Source organism: Paenibacillus canaveralius (genome assembly GCF_047238265.1).
Lineage (GTDB): Bacteria > Bacillota > Bacilli > Paenibacillales > NBRC-103111 > Paenibacillus_F.
On sequence record NZ_JBDFMM010000001.1, the window covers coordinates 5,168,039 to 5,189,806 of the forward strand.

22 protein-coding genes are annotated in these 21,768 nt (G+C 53.8%); 8 read left to right on the forward strand and 14 right to left on the reverse strand.

The features are described 5' to 3' along the window. Nucleotides 1-70 precede the first annotated feature (70 nt). The 11 genes from ABC395_RS23275 to coxB form a co-directional block, all read right to left on the reverse strand. Entirely contained in the window at nucleotides 71-1,387 is a 1,317-nt protein-coding gene (locus tag ABC395_RS23275) for an ABC transporter permease (protein WP_413006196.1), read from the reverse strand. Beyond that, nucleotides 1,380-2,282, reverse strand: a complete 903-nt coding sequence (locus tag ABC395_RS23280; protein WP_413006197.1) for an ABC transporter ATP-binding protein — start codon at nucleotides 2,280-2,282, stop codon at nucleotides 1,380-1,382. The genes ABC395_RS23275 and ABC395_RS23280 overlap by 8 nt, the downstream gene beginning before the upstream one ends. 67 nt (nucleotides 2,283-2,349) lie before the next feature. Beyond that, nucleotides 2,350-3,270, reverse strand: a complete 921-nt coding sequence (locus tag ABC395_RS23285) for an ABC transporter ATP-binding protein (RefSeq protein ID WP_413006198.1) — start codon at nucleotides 3,268-3,270, stop codon at nucleotides 2,350-2,352. Next, on the reverse strand, nucleotides 3,263-3,808 hold the full coding sequence (locus ABC395_RS23290) for a GntR family transcriptional regulator (RefSeq protein WP_413006199.1): 546 nt from the start codon (nucleotides 3,806-3,808) through the stop codon (nucleotides 3,263-3,265). The genes ABC395_RS23285 and ABC395_RS23290 overlap by 8 nt, the downstream gene beginning before the upstream one ends. Before the next feature lie 51 nt (nucleotides 3,809-3,859). Beyond that, on the reverse strand, nucleotides 3,860-4,597 hold the full coding sequence (locus ABC395_RS23295; RefSeq protein WP_413006200.1) for a hypothetical protein: 738 nt from the start codon (nucleotides 4,595-4,597) through the stop codon (nucleotides 3,860-3,862). Between the two features lie 433 nt (nucleotides 4,598-5,030). Further along, complete coding sequence (locus ABC395_RS23300; RefSeq protein ID WP_413006201.1) at nucleotides 5,031-5,486, reverse strand: DUF420 domain-containing protein; 456 nt, start codon at nucleotides 5,484-5,486, stop codon at nucleotides 5,031-5,033. A gap of 54 nt (nucleotides 5,487-5,540) precedes the next feature. Beyond that, nucleotides 5,541-6,368: a cytochrome c oxidase assembly protein gene (locus tag ABC395_RS23305; RefSeq protein WP_413006202.1), complete on the reverse strand. Its 828-nt coding sequence runs from the start codon at nucleotides 6,366-6,368 to the stop codon at nucleotides 5,541-5,543. 101 nt (nucleotides 6,369-6,469) lie between these two features. Beyond that, nucleotides 6,470-6,781 (reverse strand): cytochrome C oxidase subunit IV family protein, encoded by a 312-nt coding sequence (locus ABC395_RS23310; RefSeq protein ID WP_009671683.1) that lies wholly within the window; start codon nucleotides 6,779-6,781, stop codon nucleotides 6,470-6,472. A 1-nt stretch (nucleotide 6,782) separates the two neighbouring features. Further along, the gene (locus ABC395_RS23315) at nucleotides 6,783-7,403 is read right to left on the reverse strand and encodes a cytochrome (ubi)quinol oxidase subunit III (protein WP_413006203.1); all 621 of its coding nucleotides are present in this window, start codon (nucleotides 7,401-7,403) and stop codon (nucleotides 6,783-6,785) included. Then, the gene (gene ctaD, locus ABC395_RS23320; RefSeq protein WP_413006793.1) at nucleotides 7,400-9,223 is read right to left on the reverse strand and encodes a cytochrome c oxidase subunit I; all 1,824 of its coding nucleotides are present in this window, start codon (nucleotides 9,221-9,223) and stop codon (nucleotides 7,400-7,402) included. The genes ABC395_RS23315 and ctaD overlap by 4 nt, the downstream gene beginning before the upstream one ends. Before the next feature lie 95 nt (nucleotides 9,224-9,318). Then, entirely contained in the window at nucleotides 9,319-10,317 is a 999-nt protein-coding gene (coxB, locus tag ABC395_RS23325) for a cytochrome c oxidase subunit II (RefSeq protein ID WP_413006204.1), read from the reverse strand. A 297-nt stretch (nucleotides 10,318-10,614) separates the two neighbouring features. Here coxB and ABC395_RS23330 point away from each other — a divergent pair, with 297 nt between their 5' ends. The 3 genes from ABC395_RS23330 to ABC395_RS23340 all read left to right on the forward strand — a co-directional run bounded on the left by ABC395_RS23330 (nucleotide 10,615) and on the right by ABC395_RS23340 (nucleotide 14,881). Further along, entirely contained in the window at nucleotides 10,615-11,289 is a 675-nt protein-coding gene (locus tag ABC395_RS23330) for a hypothetical protein (RefSeq protein WP_413006205.1), read from the forward strand. A 172-nt stretch (nucleotides 11,290-11,461) separates the two neighbouring features. Continuing rightward, entirely contained in the window at nucleotides 11,462-13,357 is a 1,896-nt protein-coding gene (locus ABC395_RS23335; protein ID WP_413006206.1) for a DEAD/DEAH box helicase, read from the forward strand. Between the two features lie 360 nt (nucleotides 13,358-13,717). After that, nucleotides 13,718-14,881 carry a conserved virulence factor C family protein gene (locus ABC395_RS23340; RefSeq protein WP_413006207.1) on the forward strand — a complete coding sequence of 388 codons (1,164 nt, stop codon included), beginning with the start codon at nucleotides 13,718-13,720 and terminating at the stop codon, nucleotides 14,879-14,881. Between the two features lie 191 nt (nucleotides 14,882-15,072). Here the strand turns inward: ABC395_RS23340 and ABC395_RS23345 are convergent, their stop codons facing one another. From ABC395_RS23345 to ABC395_RS23355, 3 genes are all read right to left on the reverse strand, one after another. Beyond that, nucleotides 15,073-16,332 (reverse strand): M48 family metallopeptidase, encoded by a 1,260-nt coding sequence (locus ABC395_RS23345; protein WP_413006208.1) that lies wholly within the window; start codon nucleotides 16,330-16,332, stop codon nucleotides 15,073-15,075. A gap of 101 nt (nucleotides 16,333-16,433) precedes the next feature. Continuing rightward, entirely contained in the window at nucleotides 16,434-17,405 is a 972-nt protein-coding gene (locus ABC395_RS23350) for an MBL fold metallo-hydrolase (protein WP_413006209.1), read from the reverse strand. 282 nt (nucleotides 17,406-17,687) lie between these two features. After that, nucleotides 17,688-18,695: a Gfo/Idh/MocA family protein gene (locus ABC395_RS23355; RefSeq protein ID WP_413006210.1), complete on the reverse strand. Its 1,008-nt coding sequence runs from the start codon at nucleotides 18,693-18,695 to the stop codon at nucleotides 17,688-17,690. A 151-nt stretch (nucleotides 18,696-18,846) separates the two neighbouring features. Between ABC395_RS23355 and ABC395_RS23360 the strand changes: the two genes are divergently transcribed. The 5 genes from ABC395_RS23360 to ABC395_RS23380 all read left to right on the forward strand — a co-directional run bounded on the left by ABC395_RS23360 (nucleotide 18,847) and on the right by ABC395_RS23380 (nucleotide 21,766). Continuing rightward, entirely contained in the window at nucleotides 18,847-19,473 is a 627-nt protein-coding gene (locus ABC395_RS23360) for a DUF2238 domain-containing protein (RefSeq protein ID WP_413006211.1), read from the forward strand. A gap of 62 nt (nucleotides 19,474-19,535) precedes the next feature. After that, the gene (locus ABC395_RS23365; RefSeq protein ID WP_413006794.1) at nucleotides 19,536-19,841 is read left to right on the forward strand and encodes a hypothetical protein; all 306 of its coding nucleotides are present in this window, start codon (nucleotides 19,536-19,538) and stop codon (nucleotides 19,839-19,841) included. A gap of 155 nt (nucleotides 19,842-19,996) precedes the next feature. Continuing rightward, the gene (locus tag ABC395_RS23370; RefSeq protein WP_413006212.1) at nucleotides 19,997-20,221 is read left to right on the forward strand and encodes a hypothetical protein; all 225 of its coding nucleotides are present in this window, start codon (nucleotides 19,997-19,999) and stop codon (nucleotides 20,219-20,221) included. A gap of 33 nt (nucleotides 20,222-20,254) precedes the next feature. Then, nucleotides 20,255-20,881, forward strand: coding sequence for a spore coat protein (locus ABC395_RS23375; protein WP_413006213.1), 627 nt, complete (start codon nucleotides 20,255-20,257; stop codon nucleotides 20,879-20,881). A 579-nt stretch (nucleotides 20,882-21,460) separates the two neighbouring features. Then, the gene (locus ABC395_RS23380) at nucleotides 21,461-21,766 is read left to right on the forward strand and encodes a hypothetical protein (RefSeq protein WP_413006214.1); all 306 of its coding nucleotides are present in this window, start codon (nucleotides 21,461-21,463) and stop codon (nucleotides 21,764-21,766) included. The last annotated feature ends 2 nt before the right edge of the window (nucleotides 21,767-21,768 follow it).

Sequence of the window (21,768 nt, forward strand, 5' to 3'; positions counted from 1 at the left end):
AGTTTAAATCGGGTGTTAACCCGTTACTACCGCAGCTAACTACTTCGACGGCAAGTTGTGCAAATGCGTCTTACGCCTGAAAAGCTTTCATCGCTTTCCGCAGTTCCTTCCAGGAAGGGCGCTTGCCGTACATCAGCACGCCGGTGCGGTAAATTTTCGCGGACAGCCAGCCCAGCACGAAAATCGAACCGAGCATAATCGCGATCGAGATCACGATTTCCCACCAAGCCGGGCTTCCTAGACCGATACGCAGGAACATAATGAGCGGCGAGAAAAACGGCACATACGACATCGCGATGACGAAAGGAGCCTCGGGATTTTGCAGCCCGAACATAGCCGTCATAAACGCGATAATGATGAGCAATGTGACCGGCATTACGGCCTGCTGGACTTCCTCGCTCCGGCTGACCAGCGAACCGATCGCCGCGAAAATAGTCGCGTAGATGAAGAATCCGCCCAGATAGAACAGCAGGAAGTATCCGAGCAGATCATAAGGAATCAGGGATAAATCCAGATCCATGGACTTCAGGGCCGCCCCGTTCCACGGAAGCATCAGGTTAATGGCGACCACGACGCCGAACAGCACGTTTTGCACCAATCCCATCAGACAGATGCCGATGATTTTACCGAACATTTGCTTAAGCGGCGAACCGCTGGAGATCAGAATCTCCATCACGCGCGAGCTTTTTTCAGCGGTGATTTCCGTAGAAACCATGCTTCCATAGCCGATCACGCTCATGTAAAGCAGGAACAGCAGCGCATAGACCAGGATAAAAGCGATTCCCAGCTCTTCCTTGGACTTGGCGGGTGTTTCCGCCTCCTTCAAAGCTACCGTTTCCGTCGTCAGATTGACGGGCTCCTGGATCTTCGCCAGCACGGCTGGCTCTATGCCTGCTTGAGCAATCGCGCTGTTCGTCTTGATCGTCTGGAGAGCCGTTTTCAGGAGGCCGGCCGTCTCATCGGTGCCCGGATTCATCGAGAATCCGCTTGCTCCCGTTTGATAGAGAAGCTGCGGAAATTCCCCCGCGCCTGCCGGTTTAGCGGTCAATACACCTTTGACTTCTTCGTTTTTGAGCTTCTCCCGGATCAGCGCGGCATCCGCGTCCGCACTGCCCTTGCTTTCCAGCGCCACCACCTCGACAGTTCTGGTGCCTGTCTTGTCAGCGGCGAAATACTCCGTCAGCTTCTGCTGAATATCCGTGCCGTTAGCCATAACCCCGATTTTAACGGCGTCCTTGCCATCTTCGCTGGAAAATTGCTGAATGATTGCCGGAAGATTCACGACGGCCGAGATGAGCAGCACAAAAATCAGTGTCGTGATTTTGAACGATTTCGTTTTTAACCGGTTCAGTAAAGTAAACCGGATTACGGTCATCATGCTATTCATGAGACGATCCCACCTTTGCGATAAAGATTTCGTTCAGTGTCGGCTCCATGAGCTGATAGCGGTAAATATCCGTCGCTGCGGCGGCGTGTGCCAAGATGCGCTGTGCGGCCCCGGCTTCCCGGATACGGATCTCGTAGCCGTTCAGATGCTTTTCCACGGAAGCGACTCCTTCGATCGACTCCAATCCCGTGACCGCATCCTTCGTTTCCAGAAGAACACGTTCTTTCGGGAACGACTGCTTGATCTCGCGCAGGTTGCCCTGCAGCACCGTGTTCGATTTATGCAGGATGCAAATATTTTCGCAAAGCTCCTCGACATGATCCATCCGGTGGCTGGAGAACAAAATCGCTTTCCCGTTATCCCGGAGCTCTTTGACCGTTCCTTTCAGTAGCTCGACGTTAACCGGGTCCAGACCGCTGAACGTTTCATCCATGATAATGATCGAAGGATCATGCAGGACGGACGCGATAAACTGGATTTTCTGCTGGTTTCCTTTGGACAGCTCCTCTACCCGCTTATCGTAGTACTCGGGCACGTCGAATTTGGCCAGCCACTCCTTCAGCGTCCGGTCCGCCTGCTTCCGCTTAATGCCCCGAAGTTCCGCCAGGTAAATAAGCTGCTCCGATACTTTGTACTTCGGGTAAAGCCCCCGCTCCTCGGGCAGATACCCCATCAATCTGCGCAGCTCGTCACCGTATCCCTTGCCGTTCCAGCGGATGGTTCCCCCGTCGGGATAAATGAGCCCGAGCGACATACGCATCGTCGTCGTTTTTCCCGCGCCGTTTCCTCCGAGCAAACCGTAAATTTCACCCGGCTTCACCTGCAGGGAAATTCCGTTTACGGCCGTTTTTTCTCCATATTGTTTCGTCACGTGTTCCAGTTCCAGCGGCAACATGTTGATTGCTCCCTTCTCTATATCGAATGGTTGAATTTTCTCTGTCTCTCTTAGTTTTCCGCCTTTTTCACCATCTGCTCCTGAGCCAGCAGCTCCAAAATATCTTCAAGCTCCATCGCGGTCGTCCGCACCGGTGCATTCCCCTGCGAGGCCAGCGCAGACTTCCCGTCGTACTGGAGGACCGGGATATGATCGGGATCAGCCCTCCGTGCTCACCCGTGCCTATGGACACTACACCGGGCAGAGGACCTGAAGCCGGCTGCGGCATTTCGCGGACCCATATGCGCTTCCAGTCATCCAGCAGCTGATCCTTCTCATACACACCGATAAGACGGCCCCGGTTGATATACACGATGTAGTCCGCAAGCCGCCGGATCTCCTCCATCACATGGGTAGAGAAGAAAATGCTCCGGCCTTCCCGGTCCATAAATTTTACGAGATGCTCCATCATCCGTTTGGTGGCGAAAGGGTCCAGACCGGACGTCGCTTCGTCCAGCAGCAGCAGCTCGGGCTCGTAAGCGGCAGCCATGATGTAGCTCAGCTTCCGCTTCATTCCCTTGGACAGCGTCTTCAGCTTCAGTTTGCCGTTCAGCTCGAACTCTTCCATCAGGCTGCGGTAGAGCGTTTCGTTCCACGTCGGATACCACCGGCTGACGAAATCATGAAGCTCTCCGATCGTCGTGCAGCCGAGCTCCGACCAATCCGATTCTTCCGGCACGTAACCGATTCTTCGCTTGATGCCGGTTTCGGCATCGTCGTCCCTGTAGGGACATCCGAGCAGCTCCACTCTGCCGTTCTCTACCTTGGTCAAATTCATGAGCATGCGGAAAATCGTACTTTTACCGGAACCGTTTTGACCGACCAGAGCCACCACCGATCCGGTTTCTACCTCCAGGTCAATCGGCCCGAGGCGCATATCGCCCAGTATCTTTTCCACCCCGGATAGCCGGATGGCACAGTCTCCGTGCAGCGCAGTCTCTCTATCCATTTCGGCTTCCCCCTTTTTCCGGTTCTGCGTCAGGTATGGCCGAACCAAAGATTTCCGCGCTCATTCCTTTGTTTTCCTGATTGTCTCCGCCGGAATTATTCGTGCCTGCGTGACCCGGACCCGGCTGTTGAATCCCCGGCATTCCTTGCCCTTCATTCGTAAGTTCCAGCAGTGCTTCTTCGAACAATTGTTTGAGTTCCTCAATGGTACAGCCGACGCGCAGTCCGCTTCGCAGAGCATCTTTCATCGCTTCCACCACCGCTTCCTTCCGGTATTGCTCTCGGGTCACTGTGCCCACCTTGGCGACAAAAGTTCCGGTTCCCTGACGGGTCCTCAGAATCCCTTCGTTCTCCAAGTCCTGGTACACACGCCGGATCGTAATGACGCTGCATGACAAATCTTTCGCAAACTCGCGGATTGAAGGCAGCAGTGTACCTTCGGGCAAATGCCCGCTGAGAATCAGTTCCTTGAGCTGAACTTGAATCTGATGATATAACGGTTCCGGGTTATCTGGTGAAATTTGGATCGGAATATGCAACTGCATCACCTGCTTTCAAGCTTTCGTCATTCCTTGCACAAGGTATGTCACTCATGATGCAAACAGATCCCGGTGCCCGAACCTTCTATCGAGGATCTTCCACGAGAAGCCCAACGCAGTCGCACCGATTACAACCGAACAGGCCGGCACAATCGCTCCGTATTGTTCAATACTGCTTATCACAAGGAGCCACACCATGTAATTGCCGGCCCACCAGAGCAGAATGGAGAGAATCAGCGCGGCCAAGAGTAGGAGCAGGCTGAAACGAAAGAAGGCTTTTCCACGCATTGACATTTCTCCGTACAGGTAAACCGAGCCCACGGCCAGAACCGTTCCCCACCAGAAGAAAATCATGCCCAGCCATGTCCCCCATCCTACCGCTTCAATCCATTGCAAGGACATCATCACGCGAATTCCCACATGCAGAAGCAGAATAAAAAAACTGGAGAACAGCATATAGACTAGAAACCGGCTTAACACGATTTCCCTGTTTCTTACCGGCAACATTTTCAGTTGGAGGATTCGCTTCGTGTAGGTATCGTTTTTCCAATAATTCATATTTCGTGAATCGATCGGGTAACCGACCACCTGAATGACGGAGAGTACAAACAAATTGAACACCACCGTCAAAAAACCCTCCACCCCGCCCTCCATCGCAACTTCGGGCTTCATAAAAACAAACAGAACAAACATGGCATTCAAATAATAAAGCAGGCTCCAGATATATCCATAGCGAACCATTTTAAGATCTTGCTTGGCCAGCCACCATACGTTTTTCCACACGCTCATGCGAACACCTCACTGTGTTTACTGTACTCACTGTGCTTGCTGTGATTACTGTGTATATTTATATTAACAGTAAGCACACACCCGCGCAACCCCTTTTTCCACTTTTTTCTTCAACCCTATTCCCAGCCGATATTTATTTACTCCCGCTAGCTTCTGCGATTCACTTTTTATTGCTTACTTTTATTGCTTACTTCATTGCCTACTTTTGTTACTCACTGTTATTACTCACTTCGATTGCCCAGTCTCTTGGCCGCTGCGTTCCTTACCCTATAGTCCCCTTTGTACCCCCAGCTTGCTTCTTCCTGCTCGCTCTCTCTTGGTCACTTTCCTCTTTCTCCTTCTTTTTGCCACACAACAAAAAAACAGCCCCCTGTTTTCGTTAGAAAACAAAAGACTGCTCATCTGCACGGCAGTGTGTAATGCGGTAGTACCTCTACAAACCGAAAATCGCATCGATAAGAGGTTTCGTCTCCCCGCCAGGAAACAGAATGTACAACAGAATATAAACGACTACGCCCGTTGGTGCCACGAACAACCAGATGGTTGCCGTAATAGGCCCTATCTTCCGGTGGCGTATCCAGTTCTTTTTGTAAGCCAGAATCAGGGTGACGATACCGAATACGGCTCCCACCGTAGCAAGCGTAATGTGGAAAAACAAAAAGATATGGTACGCAAGCTTAAGACTCTCCGGCCCATCAAATGAAGTATTGCCCTGGAAGATGGTACGTGACATATAAATGGTGAAAAAGATCAGCGCAGAGATTGCCCCCGCAATCATCAATTTCGTATGAGTCTCCCGGTTGCCCTTACGAATCTGATACCAACCGAAAGCGACGAAGATGGCGCTGATCACGATGAACATCGTGCTGATCGTCGGCAGTACATGCATGATTTAAATCCCATCCATTCCCTATATTGAGACGCAGAATCAGTGGCCGAATGCTTAAGCCGTCGTCAGACCGCTGTTATCCTGCGGGTCGTCGGACAATTCCTCCTCTTGCGCTCTCTCCGTACGATACCACTTGAAGAAAATCATAGCAAGGGCAGAACCGTAAACAATTTCTTGAATAACTTTCATCAAAACTCCGCCGAGCTGCTGATCGTCAAGCAAAGGCAGGGCGTTGAACGGTACCACCGCATTCGCATACATCGCATAGATCGGCTCGCTGGCGAAAATAATGAGCGCGCAGGCCGGGGTAAGCAAAATGCCGTTTACCGCAATATAAGCCAATTTCATCAGACTGGACATCTTTTCGTGCTCCGGCAGCGGAGGGAAGACCGGGAACCACATGGCGAAAGCCGTAAATAACAGGACCCCGTGATATCCGAGCAGCATCCATTCGTTTTCCATCAAGGTATCCATAACCAGCGGCAAATGGTAAACCGAGAAAAGCAGGTTAAACGCAAGAACCGAAATTAGCGGATGGGTGAAAAAACGCAGCAGGCGTTTCATAACGGCCCCTTTGAAAAGAGGACGAATCAACCACGCAGGCAGCCCGTTCAAGATAAAAATCGGCATGATCAGATACAGGAGAGACTGCTGCAGCATATGAACGCTGAACAGATAGTGATGACCCAGATAGTTAATGGGGCTTCCCTGGCCGATATAGAACAAGGCAATACCTGTGTAGAAGGAAAGCTTGACTTTCGAGCTTACAGGTTCTTCTCCCGCAGCGGCAGCCTTGGAAGGAGAAGTCAAACTGCGATAGACGAGACCGACAACGACAACGAACAGCAGAACAACAGGGTTCCACAACTCGAAAAAACCCATTGCTGTGTCAGCTCCTTTAGCTTATATTTTCTTGCCCGGATGAAAAAAAGGAGCGGCTTGTTGCAACAATAGCCAACGAAGCCGCTCTTCTTCTTTTTATCTTACCACCAGGTCCAGTAAACCCCAGCGGCTACGGCCGTTAAGGCGACTATGCCTCCAAAGATGATTCCCACGATCGGGAACAAATGGCCTTTTTCCTTCATGTGCATCCAATAAGCCAGTTGAAGGGCAATTTGGATCAGCGCCATGAAAATAAGGAATGCATACAGGAAAGACTTATCCAATCCGCCGTACATGACAAGCGCGAAAGCAATCATGGTCAGGAGAATCGAAGCAATATACGAAAAGTAATGGTTAGCCGGGCTTTCCTTCTTGTAACGTTTACTTGGTGAAGTTGTTTCGTTTGTGCTCATCTTAAGGACCTACCTTCCCCATCAGATAAACGACCGTAAAGATAAATACCCAAACTACGTCGATAAAGTGCCAGTACAAGCTGGCGACATAGAACTTCGGTGCGGTAACGACCGTAAGACCTTTGCGTGTTCCCTGGATGATCAGAAGAGCGATCCACAGAACCCCGAAAGCAACGTGGCCGCCGTGGAAGCCTACGAGCGTATAGAAGGAGGTTGAGAACGCACTGGTCGTAAACCCGTGTCCTTCATGTACATATTCGTAGAACTCATACACCTCAAGCCCCAGGAAGCCAAGACCGAGCAATACCGTAATGGTTAACCATAGCAGCAAACCTTTTACGTTGTTTTTGTGCATCGCCATGATGGCGAATACACTCGTCAAGCTGGATGTCAACAGAATGAACGTGGCCCAGGCAACCGTAGAAAGCTTGAACAGCTCCATCGGAGTCGGACCGTCCGGAATCTGGTTCCGGAGTGCGATGTAGGTGGCAAACAGCGTACCAAACAAAACCATCTCGCCGCCGAGGAAGAGCCAGAAGCCAAGAACTTTATTCTTGCCTTCCAGCGTTGCCTTCTCGGGCTCCAGCGGCAGCGTACCCGCGTCGTTCGTATGCGCGCTCATCGTTTAACCCCCTTGTCGTTAAGCTCCTCCGGTTCGATATGCCAACCGTGGTCGTCAAAGACGGAACGAAGCAGCATGCAAACGAGCGTAATGCCGATGCCCGCGATACAGATCGCATAGATGTGGTACATGAAGCCGAATGCGGAGATGAACAGCCCGAGAGCCATGAACAGCGGCAGGATCGACGGCGAAGGCATATGAATCGAACCAACCGGTTCAGCCGGAGTCATCTCTTTGTTGCCAGCCATTTTTTCTTTCCACAAAGCATCAAGACCGCGAACAAGCGGAGTTTGTTTAAAGTTGTATTCCGGTGCCGGAGAAGGAATCGTCCACTCCAGCGTACGGCCGTCCCACGGGTCGTTCGGAGCATCTTGAGGTTTTCTGTTCGTCGCGATCATGTTGATGATGAACACGAGCGTACCGATACCCATCAGGAATGCGCCGACGGTACTGACAAGGTTACCGGCAGTAAGGCCCGGATCGTAAGTGAATACGCGGCGAGGCATACCCATCAGACCGAGGAAATGCTGCGGGAAGAATGTCAGGTGGAACCCGATAAAGAAGGTCCAGAAATGTATTTTACCCAAAGTTTCGTTCAGCACGCGGCCGAACATTTTTGGCCACCAGTAGTAAGAACCGGCAAACAGACCAAGAATCAGACCACCGACGATAACGTAGTGGAAGTGAGCGACAACGAAGTAAGTGTCATGATACTGGAAGTCGGCAGCCGGTACGGAAAGCATAACCCCGGTTACCCCGCCCATTACGAACGTCGGAATGAAAGCCGTTGCGAAAAGGCTGGACGTCGTAAAACGGATTTGTCCGCCCCAAAGGGTGAACAGCCAGTTGAAAATTTTGATCCCTGTCGGAACGGCGATCGCCATCGTGGCGATGGAGAAAATCGAGTTGGCGACAGGCCCCAAACCTACGGTAAACATATGGTGAACCCAAACCATGAAGCCCAGGAAACCGATCAGAGCCGTAGCGAATACCATCGAGCTGTAACCGAAAAGGCGCTTGCTGGAGAAGGTACTTACGATCTCGGAAATGATACCGAACGCAGGAAGAATCAGAATGTAAACTTCGGGGTGCCCGAAGATCCAGAAGAGATGCTCCCACAGGACGGTGCTGCCGCCGCGGGCCGGATCAAAGAAAGCTCCGTCGAAAATACGGTCAAACATCAGTTCAACCAAACCTACGGTAATCGCAGGGAAAGCGAACAAGATCAGTGCGGACGTGATGAACGACGCCCAGGTAAACATCGGCATACGCATGTAAGTCATGCCGGGTGCACGCATGTTGATAATCGTTACGAGGAAGTTAATCCCCCCGAGGAGGGTTCCAAGACCGGCAATCTGCAAACCGAGCACATAGAAATCGACCCCGGTCATGTTGCCACCAATCGTCACGGCCTGCGTACTATCTACTATGGTTGATAGTGGAGTGTATGCCGTCCAACCGGCATTCGCTCCGCCACCCAGGAACCAGGACAGGTTCAGAAGGATTCCCCCGAATAAGAAAAGCCAGAATCCAAGGGAGTTCAGAAACGGGAACGCAACGTCCCGGGCCCCTATCTGCAAGGGGATTATCGCGTTCATAAATCCGAAAATCATAGGCATGGCCGCGAAGAAGATCATCGTCGTACCGTGCATGGTTGTCAGCTGGTTGAACGTATCACCGATAAAAATTTTCAAATCTGGATTCATGAGCTGAATCCGGATGAGAATGGCTTCCAGTCCGCCGATCAGGAAGAACAGTCCGCCGGCCATGTAGTACAAAATACCGATCTTCTTATGATCCACGGTGGTCAGCCAATCCATCAAGCCGGTGTAACGCTTTACTTGATGGTGTGCGTGCGCATTCGCGTGGGCGTGTGCTTGTGCCAACGTATTAACCTCCTTTTTCCTGAGAAGTCTTACTTCAAGCTGTTCAGATATTTAACAAGCTCGTTAACCTGATTATCCTCGAGCGGTACTTTAGGCATTAAAGTTCCCGGCTTCTCGGCTTGCGGATCTTGGATCCATTTCTTCAAATTCTCGTCGTTGTGTTCCAGAACACCCGCGAGCATTTCACGGTCCGCATAACCGTTCAGGTTAGGACCGAAACCGAGTCCTTTCGGATCGATCGCATGGCACTGCAGGCATTTCTGTTTGAACAGCTCTTCGCCTTGCTTCGCATCTGCAGGAACAGCGGCAGGAGTTTGCATATTCGTCACCCAAGCGTCAAAATCACCTTGTGCGAGCGATTTCACTTTAAAGTCCATCAAGGAGTGGGACGCGCCGCAAAGCTCCGCACATTTCCCTTTGAAGACATCGACTTCGTCAGCTTTCAGATAGTACACATTCGTCATGTTGGTGTTCGTATCCATCTTGCCGCCGAGAGACGGAACCCAGAAGGAGTGAGTCACATCCGCGGAAGTAAGCTCAAGCGCGATGTTCTTTCCTGTCGGGATTACAAGATCCTGAGCGGTCGAAATGCCGAGCTCTGGATACTCGAACTGCCACCAGAATTGGTGAGCGGTTACTTTAACATGGATAGCATCCTTATCCTGCACATAATTCGTAGTGTGCTTGAACGTATAGTAAACCGTCGGTACGGCCAGCACGATAAGCAGCAGAATCGGAATAACCGTCCAGACAATCTCCAGCACGTGGTTACCTTCCACTTGCTTCGGAATGCCTTCTTGTCCCTTCCGTTTACGGAAACGGATGATTACGAACAAATACAATGCAAATACCACTACTACAACCAGAAGCATGATGGCGATCGAGATCTTCATCAGAAACAGCTGTTCTGATGCCACCGGCCCTCTAGGTCGCAAAGCGGAAAGCGTCGGGTCACCACAACCCGCAAGGAGGAACGTCATCACCGCAAATAGGGGGACTAGACGCCAATTCTTTTTCCATCGACTCATTGCTTATCAACCCCACTTTGTAAACCAATATTTTTACCACGAACGACAGGCCTATGTCAATCAACCTTATCACTTAATTAACTATAATTAGGTAAAACTTTTTTGTCAATTCTTCTTGGAAAGTTCACAAATTGTTCTAAAAGCTGTTACATTTTGCGATTTTTTTGTTGATTTGTCTTGCATTGATTTCCTTCCTGCTCGGTTTTTAGCATTAGGATGCATCATTGTGTCCCGTATAATTCACCCCTCCCGGCCTCATCCTAAAATTATGTCAGTCTTCAATAAGGAGGAGCAATCATGAAAAAGATCATGCGCCGTTTCATCCCGGTCCTTTCAGCGGCCGGCTTCATTATTGTAACTGTATCGGGATGCTATAATACGTATCCGAAGGAAACCAGTTACGGGCATCCCAAGCAGCGGATTCAGGAAGAGGGCCAGAGCCGGGCTTACCAGACCCAGCAGCAGGTCGGCCCCGTTTCCCACAACAACACTTTCTTCGCTTACGATCATGAGTTATCCACGCAAATCGCGGCGATGCACGGGGTAATGGGCGCCATCGTCATGAGAACAGACCGTAATGCTTACGCTGCCGTCATGGTAGACAACTCCGCTTCCGGAACGAAGTCGGGCCGCAAGGAAACCAAAACGCACGGACCTCTGGACAAGAAAAACGAGCTGCCCCAGCCCTATTACGAGAACCTGTACACGAACGAACTCGCCTCTGATTTTCTCGGGTACGTGACGGTCCAGGATCACAAAAATTTATCCCACAACTTCAAGCAGGAGATCGCCCTTAAAATCAGACAGCTCGATCCGACCGTACATGATGTGTATATCTCCGCTAACCGCGAATTCATCAACCAGCTTAACCACTATAAACTGGATGCCCTGTCGGGAGCTTCGCTCAAACCTTTTGTGAACGAGTTCAATCAGGGAGTAACACGGATATTCGGGACAAAACCGCAGCCGTAACCTGAAAAGGAGATTCATGTCAGGAAATTCACCATTTTATAGGAAGAAAGTCATGCGGAAACCTTCTTCTTATTAAATAAGTAGACAGAGGAAACCAAGCCATAGCTTTCCATCGTGCGGCCGTTAGGGTAGAATGGGAAGCATCCCTACATTCGAAGGAGCTTACACCAATATGTCTTTTCCATTTATAGACCTCGGCGTTCGTCCGGAGCTGGCTAAACTGCTGGCTCGAAACGGAGTATCCGAGCCGACTCCCATCCAGCAGCAGGCGCTGCCCGTCGTTTTCCGCGGCGGCGATGTGATTGCCCAGGCACAGACCGGAACCGGCAAGACACTCGCCTTCCTGCTCCCTATGCTGGAGCGGACTAATCCTACACGCGCCGAAGTGCAGGGGCTTATTCTTACCCCTACACGGGAGCTTGCCATACAGATTGCGGCGGAGGCCGCCAAGCTGGCACCCGCCCTCGGCATTAACGTACTGGCCGCATACGGCGGACAGGATGTGGAGAAACAGCTCCGCAAGCTTTCCTCCACGGGCGGTGTCCATCTGATCGTCGCCACTCCGGGACGCCTGCTCGATCACCTGCGCAGAGGATCCGTCGCTCTTTACAAGATTTCCATGCTGGTCCTCGACGAAGCGGATCAAATGCTTCATATGGGATTCTTGAATGAGGTCGAAGAGATCATTGCCCAGACTCCTCAAAGACGGCAGACGATGCTCTTCTCCGCGACGATGCCGGACCCGATCCGGAACCTGGCCAAGCGTTATATGGTCAATCCCGAGGAAATCCGCGTAAAAGCGAAGCAGGTCACACTTACCGAGATCGACCAGTCCGTGGTTCGTGTATCGGATCGCGGCAAGCTCGACGCCTTGTGCAGAGCGATCGACACGGATAAGCCTTATCTCGCGATGATTTTCTGCCGCACGAAGCGGAGGGCGGCTTCTTTGAACGCCGACCTGCAGGAACGCGGCTACAAGTCGGACGAGCTTCACGGCGACCTGTCGCAAGCCAAGCGCGAGCAGGTCATGAAGCGGTTCCGCGACGCCAGCATCCAACTGCTGGTCGCCACGGATGTGGCTGCTCGCGGGATCGATGTGGAAGGCGTAACACACGTCTTCAACTATGACATCCCGCACGACGCGCAAAGCTACATCCACCGCATCGGCCGGACGGGACGGGCGGGCCAGACCGGTGTCGCCGTCACGTTCGCCAGCCCCCGCGATCAGGTCTATGTCGACCAGATCGAGCAGGGCATCCGCCAGCAGCTCCGGCAGCAGGCCGCGCCGCGCCGTGAACGCGGCGAGGAGACCGACGAGCGCCGCGAGCGCGGCGGACGCAGCCCCCGCGGCGAGCGGAGCGGCGACGGCAGAGCCAAGCCCGCGGGCAAAGGCGGCGGGCGTTCCCGCGGCGGCGACGGAGCGGGACGCTCCGAAGGCCGCTGGGAGCACCGTGCCGACGCACCGCGCGGCGGTACGGGCGGCCGGAGCCGCGGCCGTGCGGATTCGCGCGACGCGGGCGGACCGCGCGGAGGCGGCTTCGGCGGCGGACGCAGCGGCACGCGCAGCGACAGCGGCTTCCGCGGCAATAGCGCGGATCGCCGCGAGGGCGCGGACCGCGGTGCACGCGGCGGCTCGGACGCCCGCGGACGCGGTGGCGCGGAGCGCGGCGGCTTTGCCGGACCGCGTGGCGGCTCGGGCCGCGAAGACTTCGGCGCACGCGGCGCCAGTGCCGGGCGCGGACCGCGCGGCGAGAGCGCGCGCGACGGCGGACGCGGCACACGCGACCGTGACGGCGCTGCGGGCCCGTTCGGCGAAGCCGGCTGGGGCGTAAGCGCCAAGCAGCGTGAAGAGGCGCAAGCCCGCAGCAGCCGCGGACGCGGTGGCGCCGATTCCCGCGGAGGACGCGGAGGCGGTTCCGGGCGCGGCGATTTCGGCGGCTCGCGAAGCGGCGGAGGCGCCGGACGCGGAACGCGCAGCGGCGGCCCAGGCCGCGGAACAGGCCCGCGCGGAGGCGGGCAGCGAAGCGGCGGATCGAATCCGCGCGGCGGGTCCAAGCGCGGCAGATAGTCAGCCGACGCGCGTTTAGCCGGCCGCTTCTTTTCAGCGGTTGGTTAACTGCCGGCTAACCACCTTTTAAATTTCGCTTCACGCCGTCCTTCCGCCTTGCGGAAAGAAGCTGTGCGGGCATGTTTTACAATGAACCGGAACTCTTTGTTCCGGTTTTCTTTTTTTACCTGGTTGGATCGGAGATCATAAGCCGCTTATTATATAGAAGAAACTCATCAAAACGAGAATTAAACGTTTCCATTTTAGTTAATTATAGGTAATTCCAAGCTTCGCGCAGTGACTTTCCTCACAGAGGACTGCCCGAAAGGTCTTTTAACAAAAATGTGGTATCATAAAGAGGAACAAAGGAGGGTGTATCCAGTGAATCTAGTATCGATTGAACCAACCCCTAGTCCCAATACCATGAAGCTTAACTTAGATAAGGCGCTGCCTAAGGGCCGCAGCCTGACTTTTACCCGGAAACAGCGCGACAACGCGCCCGGTTATATTCAACAGCTCCTGGATATCCCCGGAGTGACAAGCGTATTTCAGGTGGCCGATTTTATCGCGCTGGACCGCTCCCCCAAAGGAGATTGGAAGCAGATTTTGACACAGGCCCGGGAACTGCTGGGCAGCGGCGGCTCTCAGGCTTCTCTTCCGGGTGAAGATGAAGCGGGGTCCGGTTTCGGAGAGGTTAAGGTGCTGCTCCAGACTTTCCGCGGCATTCCCATGCAAATCCGGGTAAACGCGGGCGGCGAAGAGGCGCGGGCGGCTCTTCCGGACCGTTTTACACAAGCTGCGATGAAAGCGACCGAGAGCTCCCCTCACCTGCTCAAGGAGCGGAAGCTGCAAGAGCTCGACGTCCGGTACGGTGAGCTTCAGGACGTACTGAACGAGGTTGTGCAGGAAATCGACGCGTCTTACGACGATACAAGGCTGAGCCTGCTTACGGAACAGGCCGCTCAGGGCCTGTCCGAGGCGGACTATGCGGAAGCCCAGCGCCCGGCCGAGCTGACCGAAGAGGAAATTCGCGTTCTTCTGGACGATCCCGATTGGAAAAAACGGTATGCCGCTTTGCAGAGCGTCAAAGCCACGCCTCAAACGCTGCCTCTGCTCGCCAAGGCGCTCGGCGACGAGAAAACGTCCGTCCGCAGGCTTGCGACGGTTTATCTCGGCGATATCAAGGAGCCGGAAGTGCTTCCTTATCTGTTCCAGGCTCTGGAAGACCGCACCCCGGCCGTCCGCCGCACCGCGGGAGACACGTTGTCCGATCTCGGCGATCCGGCAGCCGTTCCGGCCATGTCCAAAGCGTTGAAAGATCCCAACAAGCTGGTCCGCTGGCGTGCCGCCCGTTTTCTGTACGAGGTCGGTGACGATACCTGTCTCCAGGCTTTGCGCGAAGCGGCGGACGACCCCGAATTCGAGATCAGCATGCAGGTCCAGATGGCGATCGCCCGTATCGAAGGCGGCCATGCGGCGGAAGGCTCGGTCTGGCAGCAAATGACACGGAGCCGGCAGGGAAACGACGCGCCTCAGCAGAACTGAAGCGATCCTTAATTCCCGGTTGACCACCTTGATCTGAGGCCAAGCACCGCACACCGGAAGTTTCAAGCGGTGCGGATAAGTGCAGACAGCCCTGCTTGAGCGCAGATCCTGCCGCTCATTTCTATAAAAAAGCGTGCCTTTTCCGCGATTCGCAACCTGGTTGCAAATCGGAAAACGGCACGCTTTTTAGTTTACCGGGCTTTTTGCGGAGCAAACTCGCCGAAATACCGGATCCTTTTCTCTATCGTCGGATGAGAACCGAGAAACCACTGTATCGCCGCCGGCTGTGTGACCGGGCTCAAATTCGCCGCGGCGAGCTTTTGAAAAGCACTCACTCCCGCCTCACCGTCGCCGGTCACTTTCATCGCGTACGAATCCGCCCGAACTTCCATCAGCCTTGAAACGGCATTGTTAACCGGAGCCACCGCAAGCGTCAGCAGGGAGACAATAGCCAACAGCAAGGGGAGTCCCGCCATATCCCGGGGACCGCGAAGCCCTCTGGCTCTGCCCCAATTACGCACCGTAATCTCGTAAATCCGGCTTCCTCCCCAGAGAAGACCGAAGCTCACGACAAGCCCCCAGCCGCTCCCCCAGAAAACATGACGCTCCGCATAATGTCCCATCTCGTGCGCCATGACGACCAAAATTTCGCGGGTGTCCATTTTTTGCAGAAGCGTATCCCACAGAACGACTCTCGCATTGGACCCTATTCCCGACACGTAGGCGTTAAGCTGATTCGTTCTTTCGGACATGTTGACCTCGTATATGTCGTCCGCCGCGATTCCGGCCTGCGAAGCCAGATGCAGCAGCTCTTTTTTGAGCTCCCCTGCCCGCAGAGGCGTAAATTCATTGTAGAGGGGTTCGACAATCACCGGCTGGATAAACTGGACAAACAGCATCAGCGGCACGGAAAAAGTCCACAGCCACAGCCACCATTTCCGGGGACTTCGTTTCATCAACGCAAGGACAAGCAGGAGAACAAACGTCGTGGTCAGCCATTCGATCCCCAGATTCTTCGCATGGTCAACCAGCCAGGTATCCAAGCCGACATTGGAAACTCCGTAATGCCTCTCCACACTAAGCATAAAGTAGTCGAACGGCAGCATAAGGACATACACGACAAACAGAAACAGAAAAACAAACAAGCCTGTCCGCAGCAGATGGCGGCGGGTCCAGCCTTCAACCCTGTCCCTGAACCGGACAGCCGTGCCCACAAGCAGAATCAGCAGAACAAGCTGCAGCGGAGTCTGTAAAAAGTACATAATCGAGCGGATGCGCGACAGCGACTCCGCCCGGTCGATCGCACCTTCACTCATGAACGTGTGCGGATCGATGCTGCTCCCCGCCGAACCGGGAGACAGACTGTAGATGTCTCCTCTTCCGAAATAGAATCCTACCGCAGCCGCGTAAACGGCAAAACCGAGGATCAGCATGACCTTCCAGTTCCTCATCTTCCTCCCCCGCTTCCTCGGTATTCGTCCGGACCGCATCGTACATGCAGGTCCCTCATGATGTATATTCCGTCGGGAAGGGGAAAAAGACGGGTTTGTCCTTATTCGGCGGAAAATTTGTTTCCTTCGCCGCTTAAACCGGTCTTTAGTGTTTGTCCGTGCAGCAGCACCTGTAGACGCCGGGGATCAAGCTCCCGCCGTTCCCAATCCAGCCGCAGTCTGTCCAGCGCTTCACGCGGCGTATCGTCGGCCAGACGGAACGCCCCGTAATGCATCGGCACGAAAATATCCGCCTGCGTGTCCAGGAAAGCCTGCACGGCTTCTTCCGGCGAAACGTGCTGAGTGGACATAAACCACTCGGGCTCGTATGCCCCTATAGGCATCAAGGCGTGACCGATGCGGAATCGTTCCCCGATCATCCGGAAGCCTTGAAAATACCCGCTGTCGCCCGCAAAGTAAAGGCTGTCCGGGTCCGCCCCCGGTTTGCCGGCATCCTCTACGATCCAGCCTCCCCAATGGGAAGTGTTCGTATCCGTCAGCGAACGGCGGGTCCAGTGCTGCGCGGGCACGAAATGAAGCCGCAGCCCGCCGAATTCATGGCTTTCCCACCAGGAAAGCTCCTGGATATCGCCGAATCCCTTGCGCCGAAGCGTCCGCCCCAGCCCTTCCGGGACCAGCAACTTGGGGTTTCCGGGAAGAGCACGCAGGGAACCGATATGCAAGTGATCGTAGTGCCCGTGTGAGAGCAGGGCTACATCTACCGGAGGCAGTTCGGCCAGAGCGAGTCCCGGTTCGGCCAACCGCTTGTCGAACCCCATACGGCCCGCCCATACCGGATCCGTGACCAGATTCACGCCGTTCTTCTGAAGCAGAAAGGTAGAGTGGCCGATCCACGTAATCGTCGTCTCGCTCCGGTTAGCTTTCAGATAGCCGGGATCTTTATCCGGACTTGTTTTTACCACGAAGGAAAGATCCTTCACTTTGCCGCTTCTTTCCTTACGCCATTTGCGGAGATCCGAGAAGGTGCTTAGACCCGCCGCGGGGTCCATATTCGTATATCTTTTCCTGCTCATTCATGCTCCTCCATTTTCCCAGCCGGACTTGCGGCCGCTCGTTGTCCCTTTGTATCTATTGTACGAACCGCCGCGGCCGAGTGCAAAAAACGCAAAAAAACCAAGCTCATAGCAGTGACGCGGTCACAGACCCCATGTGACTTCTTCGCTCCACTGTGCGCCGCAATCAAGAAAGGCGCCTGGCTTGGTTTTCGGGATGTAAGACTAGCCGACTAGTCTCCAAGTCCCTGGTAGTATCATCATAGTACAAAACGTTCCCGGGCGCCATCCTTTTTTTGCTAGTTAGATGTTTATTCTGGCCCGGGTTTCCGCGGAAAGAAGGCAGGCTTCCAGGACCTTCATTCCTTTAACGGCGTCACCGGCCGGAAAACGGTAGGTCTCCCGGCCCGAAGCAGCCCGTCCGAAGTCGTCGATCTGCAGGACGTACTGGTTCACGGAAGGTGCGGTCTCCACCCGGCGGACGCCGTTTACCGTGACCGCAAAATCCGCGCCGCTCCCTTCCGGTGCGACGAAAGCACTCGGCACTTCGATCATTCCCGCCGTGCCGACAATTTCGATCGTATTGCGGGGGGCCGACCACATGCCGCAGTCGAACGTCAGAGCGACGCCGTCCGGAAACTCCGCAAGCCCCGATGCCATCATGTCCACGCCGCCGTGTCCGGGCGAGAAGAAAGCGTGTGCGGTAACGGCTTCCGGTTCTCCGCCAAGCAGATAGCGTGCCGCACTAAGCGTATAGCAGCCGATATCGTACAGCGAACCGCCGCCCCATTCTTTGCGGCAGCGGACATTTTCCGTATCCGCGGAGTTATCGAACGTGAAGGAGGCGCGCATCGCGCGTATGACGCCCAGCTCTCCGGCCGCGAGAATCTCGCGCATACGGTCGTACCGGGGATGATGCCGGTACATAAACGCTTCGGCGAGCAGTACGCCCGCTTCCCCGCAAGCTGCGACCATTTCCTGTGCCTGGGCGGCTGTAAGGGCGAGCGGCTTTTCACAGAGCACGTGCTTCCCCGCTCTTGCGGCTTTGATCGTCCATTCGCAGTGCAGATGATTCGGAAGCGGAATATACACCGCATCCAGGGTCGGATCGGCGAGCAGCGCCTCATAGCTTCCGTAGGCGGCCGGAATTCCGTGAAGCCGGGCCGTTTCCCGGGCTTTGGATCCGTCACGGCTGGCAATAGCGGCCAACTCTCCTGTAGCCGACGCCTGGATGGCAGGCACGATTGCCCTTAGAGCAATGGAAGCACATCCAAGAATGCCCCACCGTATTTTTCGGTTCAAAGTTGACATGGTCTACCTCCCTTTCCCGCTTTCATGGTACGATAGAGCCAGTATAGCTTACCGCTCCGGTTCCGGATAGAGGATGCGCGTGAATCAGGCGCAAAACCGGATGAAACGCAGGCAGTACGCACAATAAATTCACAGGAGGTTCTTCCGCCCCATGAAATCTTCCCGTGTTCCCGTCCGGAGCTATTCCGCTCTTCTGGGCAGCCTGGCGGCCGTCTTCGTCTGGTCAGGCATACGGCCTCACGATTATTTCACCTGGATGCTGGAAGTGACGCCCGGGCTCATTCTGATAGCGGTCTTAATCGGTATTTACCGGCGGACTCCGCTTACTCTTCTCACATACACGCTGGTCTGGGCGCATGTCATGATCCTGTTTGTAGGCGGGCACTACACGTATGCGGAGGTTCCCCTCTTCAACTGGCTTCGGGATACCTTCGATCTGGAGCGGAATTACTACGACCGGCTCGGTCATTTTATGCAGGGCTTCGTACCCGCTATCCTCACACGCGAAATTCTGATCCGCAAAGTACCCGTCCCGCCCGGAGGCTGGCTTACGTTTCTTACGCTCAGCGTCTGCCTCGGGTTCAGCGCTTTCTACGAGCTTCTGGAATTCACCGTTGCCAAGCTGACCGGAACGGCGGCGGAATCTTTCCTCGGCACCCAAGGCGATGTGTGGGACACCCAGTGGGACATGTTGTGCGCTCTGATCGGCGCCGTCCTCTCTCTGCTGCTTCTCGGCAAACTTCACAACCGGGCGATGAGACTTCCCGGCAGCTTTTAATTTCACGTATGAAATGAATACGAATTCACACGATCGAAGGGAGCAGGCACTACCTTATGAACATGAATCAGCATGAAATGGAAAAACGCATCATCGAGAACTACCAGCGGGACGAGCGAATGATGATTCTGATTTTTGCCCAGTGGTGTATTAATCACGGCCTGGACCCGGCGGCCCTGTACGCTCAGGCTTATCCCCAGCAGGGGAATAACACCGAGCTTCAACAGGCGCTGGAACTTACGGTTTCCAAGGAAGAAGCCGGAGAAATTACCGACGACACTCTGCTCGGCGTACTGTCCATGTTCGGCAACGAAGAACTTGCTTTTGTGGTGACGGAGGAAATCGCCAAGCGCCTTCCCCGCAAGTAAACATTCCCATACTTTCTCTAGGCCCCCTTCCAAGAAGCGGGGTTCTTTTTGCTGCGCGTAACCGGCCGGCCATCTGACATTTCCCAAAAATTATTTTTTCCGAATAATTCCATAAGAGCGGGGCACATTACTAACGAACGGAAAGGAGGATTTCCATGCAACCGATAACCGGCAAAGAACTAAACTATCTGGCCGATTCCATGACCAATGAGGATTTGCTGATCAAACAGGCGGCGAACGCCATCGCCAACAGCCAAAACCCGGCTATCCGGCAGATCGCGGAGCATCTGATCCAGAGCCACCAGCAGCATTATGTTCAAATTTTGTCTACGCTCCAGCAGCATGCCCAGCTTGCTCCCATCCAGCAGCAGCTGCAATAACTTACTCAAACCCGACAAAAGGAGGGATTTCCTGTGACCCAGCATCCAAACAACCAAAACCGGCAGCTTTCCTATCAGCAACAGCAGCAGCAAAAGCATGACCAGCGTCAGCAGCAGTTGGAGCAGCTTTTCCTGCAGGATCAGTCTGCGTATCCGTACGCGCAAGCTTTCCAGCAACAAATAAACCAACCACAACCGCAACAGCAACTGCAAAACCAGCAACAACAACAACTGCAACAGCAGCTGCAGCAACAACAAAACCAGCAGCAAAATCCTCAAAACGGATCTCCCCTGAGCGATAAGGATCTCCTCTACACGATTCTTGCGGACCATAAGCGCGTGATCAGAGAATATGCTACCGCCGCGACGGAGTCCACCTGTCCGGAGATTCGCCAGCTGTTTAACCACTTGACCTTGAATACTCTCCTCCTGCAAGGGGAACTGTACACGTTTATGAAACAAAACAACATGTATTCCACTCCTTCTCCCGCTCTGCGTCAAGATATCGACAAACAAATTCAGCACTCCCAGCAATCGGGACAACAAACCCAGCAGCGCGTGAATCCTTACCTGTCTTCCGGCGGCCAGCACCCAGGATACTCTTACATACAGCCTCCCTACAATCAGGCGGGACAAGCACAGCAGCTTTACACGATTTAACAATACGGAAGACGGGGCTTAGCGAAAAAATGCGGTTAGCTCCTCACTCACTGAACGGAATACGAAGTAAAAAACGCAAGAAAACCAACAGGCCCCAACAACATTTGCACGCAAGTCAAGCAAGTTCAAAGACGAATGGCGACTATACGGACTTGATGACGCTCGAAAAACAAAACGAACAAGCCTCTTCCCCGACGGGAGGAGGCTTGTTCGTTTCAGCCTGTTAAAGCCCAGGATTTCCCAATATTTTCCGGTAAGCTGCAGCAAAATCAATCCTTCTTTTATATAGGTGATTATTTCCTATTTATTCGATAATGAAATTCGAGAGTATGCAAAAAATATCTATCGTATATATAACGAAATAACACGATCTCCTACCGAAATAACAGATTTATAGCCTATATATAAAATAATAATTCGTTTCTTTATCCTCTTTGTACAGCATAGGAAATTAAGCCCTCAAAAAAACTATTTATTTTCCTGTGCGGAGCAGAAACTTCTTCGGAACTTACGCGTACATAAGATAGGAAGACTGTTTTATTCCGCAGTCGATTCGTACGTTCAAGGAGGCAGCTCAAAATGACAGCCTTATGGGGAACATTAACTTTGCTCATTTTCGGCTTTTTAGTTGTAACCGTTTTCATAAAAAGTATCCAAGGCGCCCGGGATCAATACGGTGTTTCTTCGTTTGATTACGAAGAGGAAGAGCAGACGGCCGAAGCCCATCATGAATGGATGGCGGAGCCCGGACCGGACAGCGCCTCCGTCAAGGAATGGCAGACTGCGGAAGAAGAAAGCGTCCGGCCGGGCGGAATACACAGCCGTCAGCCTGTTCAACTGCGCGCCGGTGCGGAGGCTCCGGAAGAGAAGCAGCCGAACGGCTAGTG

Bases quoted from the DNA above. Each gene is read 5' to 3' on its own strand.
- ABC395_RS23275 (WP_413006196.1), bottom strand. From the start codon at position 1,387: ATGAATAGCATGATGACCGTAATCCGGTTTACTTTACTGAACCGGTTA.
- ABC395_RS23280 (WP_413006197.1), bottom strand. From the start codon at position 2,282: ATGTTGCCGCTGGAACTGGAACACGTGACGAAACAATATGGAGAAAAA.
- ABC395_RS23285 (WP_413006198.1), bottom strand. From the start codon at position 3,270: ATGGATAGAGAGACTGCGCTGCACGGAGACTGTGCCATCCGGCTATCC.
- ABC395_RS23295 (WP_413006200.1), bottom strand. From the start codon at position 4,597: ATGAGCGTGTGGAAAAACGTATGGTGGCTGGCCAAGCAAGATCTTAAA.
- ABC395_RS23300 (WP_413006201.1), bottom strand. From the start codon at position 5,486: ATGCATGTACTGCCGACGATCAGCACGATGTTCATCGTGATCAGCGCC.
- ABC395_RS23305 (WP_413006202.1), bottom strand. From the start codon at position 6,368: ATGGGTTTTTTCGAGTTGTGGAACCCTGTTGTTCTGCTGTTCGTTGTC.
- ABC395_RS23310 (WP_009671683.1), bottom strand. From the start codon at position 6,781: ATGAGCACAAACGAAACAACTTCACCAAGTAAACGTTACAAGAAGGAA.
- ABC395_RS23315 (WP_413006203.1), bottom strand. From the start codon at position 7,403: ATGAGCGCGCATACGAACGACGCGGGTACGCTGCCGCTGGAGCCCGAG.
- ctaD (WP_413006793.1), bottom strand. From the start codon at position 9,223: ATGGATTGGCTGACCACCGTGGATCATAAGAAGATCGGTATTTTGTAC.
- coxB (WP_413006204.1), bottom strand. From the start codon at position 10,317: ATGAGTCGATGGAAAAAGAATTGGCGTCTAGTCCCCCTATTTGCGGTG.
- ABC395_RS23330 (WP_413006205.1), top strand. From the start codon at position 10,615: ATGAAAAAGATCATGCGCCGTTTCATCCCGGTCCTTTCAGCGGCCGGC.
- ABC395_RS23335 (WP_413006206.1), top strand. From the start codon at position 11,462: ATGTCTTTTCCATTTATAGACCTCGGCGTTCGTCCGGAGCTGGCTAAA.
- ABC395_RS23345 (WP_413006208.1), bottom strand. From the start codon at position 16,332: ATGAGGAACTGGAAGGTCATGCTGATCCTCGGTTTTGCCGTTTACGCG.
- ABC395_RS23350 (WP_413006209.1), bottom strand. From the start codon at position 17,405: ATGAGCAGGAAAAGATATACGAATATGGACCCCGCGGCGGGTCTAAGC.
- ABC395_RS23355 (WP_413006210.1), bottom strand. From the start codon at position 18,695: ATGTCAACTTTGAACCGAAAAATACGGTGGGGCATTCTTGGATGTGCT.
- ABC395_RS23360 (WP_413006211.1), top strand. From the start codon at position 18,847: ATGAAATCTTCCCGTGTTCCCGTCCGGAGCTATTCCGCTCTTCTGGGC.
- ABC395_RS23365 (WP_413006794.1), top strand. From the start codon at position 19,536: ATGAATCAGCATGAAATGGAAAAACGCATCATCGAGAACTACCAGCGG.
- ABC395_RS23370 (WP_413006212.1), top strand. From the start codon at position 19,997: ATGCAACCGATAACCGGCAAAGAACTAAACTATCTGGCCGATTCCATG.
- ABC395_RS23380 (WP_413006214.1), top strand. From the start codon at position 21,461: ATGACAGCCTTATGGGGAACATTAACTTTGCTCATTTTCGGCTTTTTA.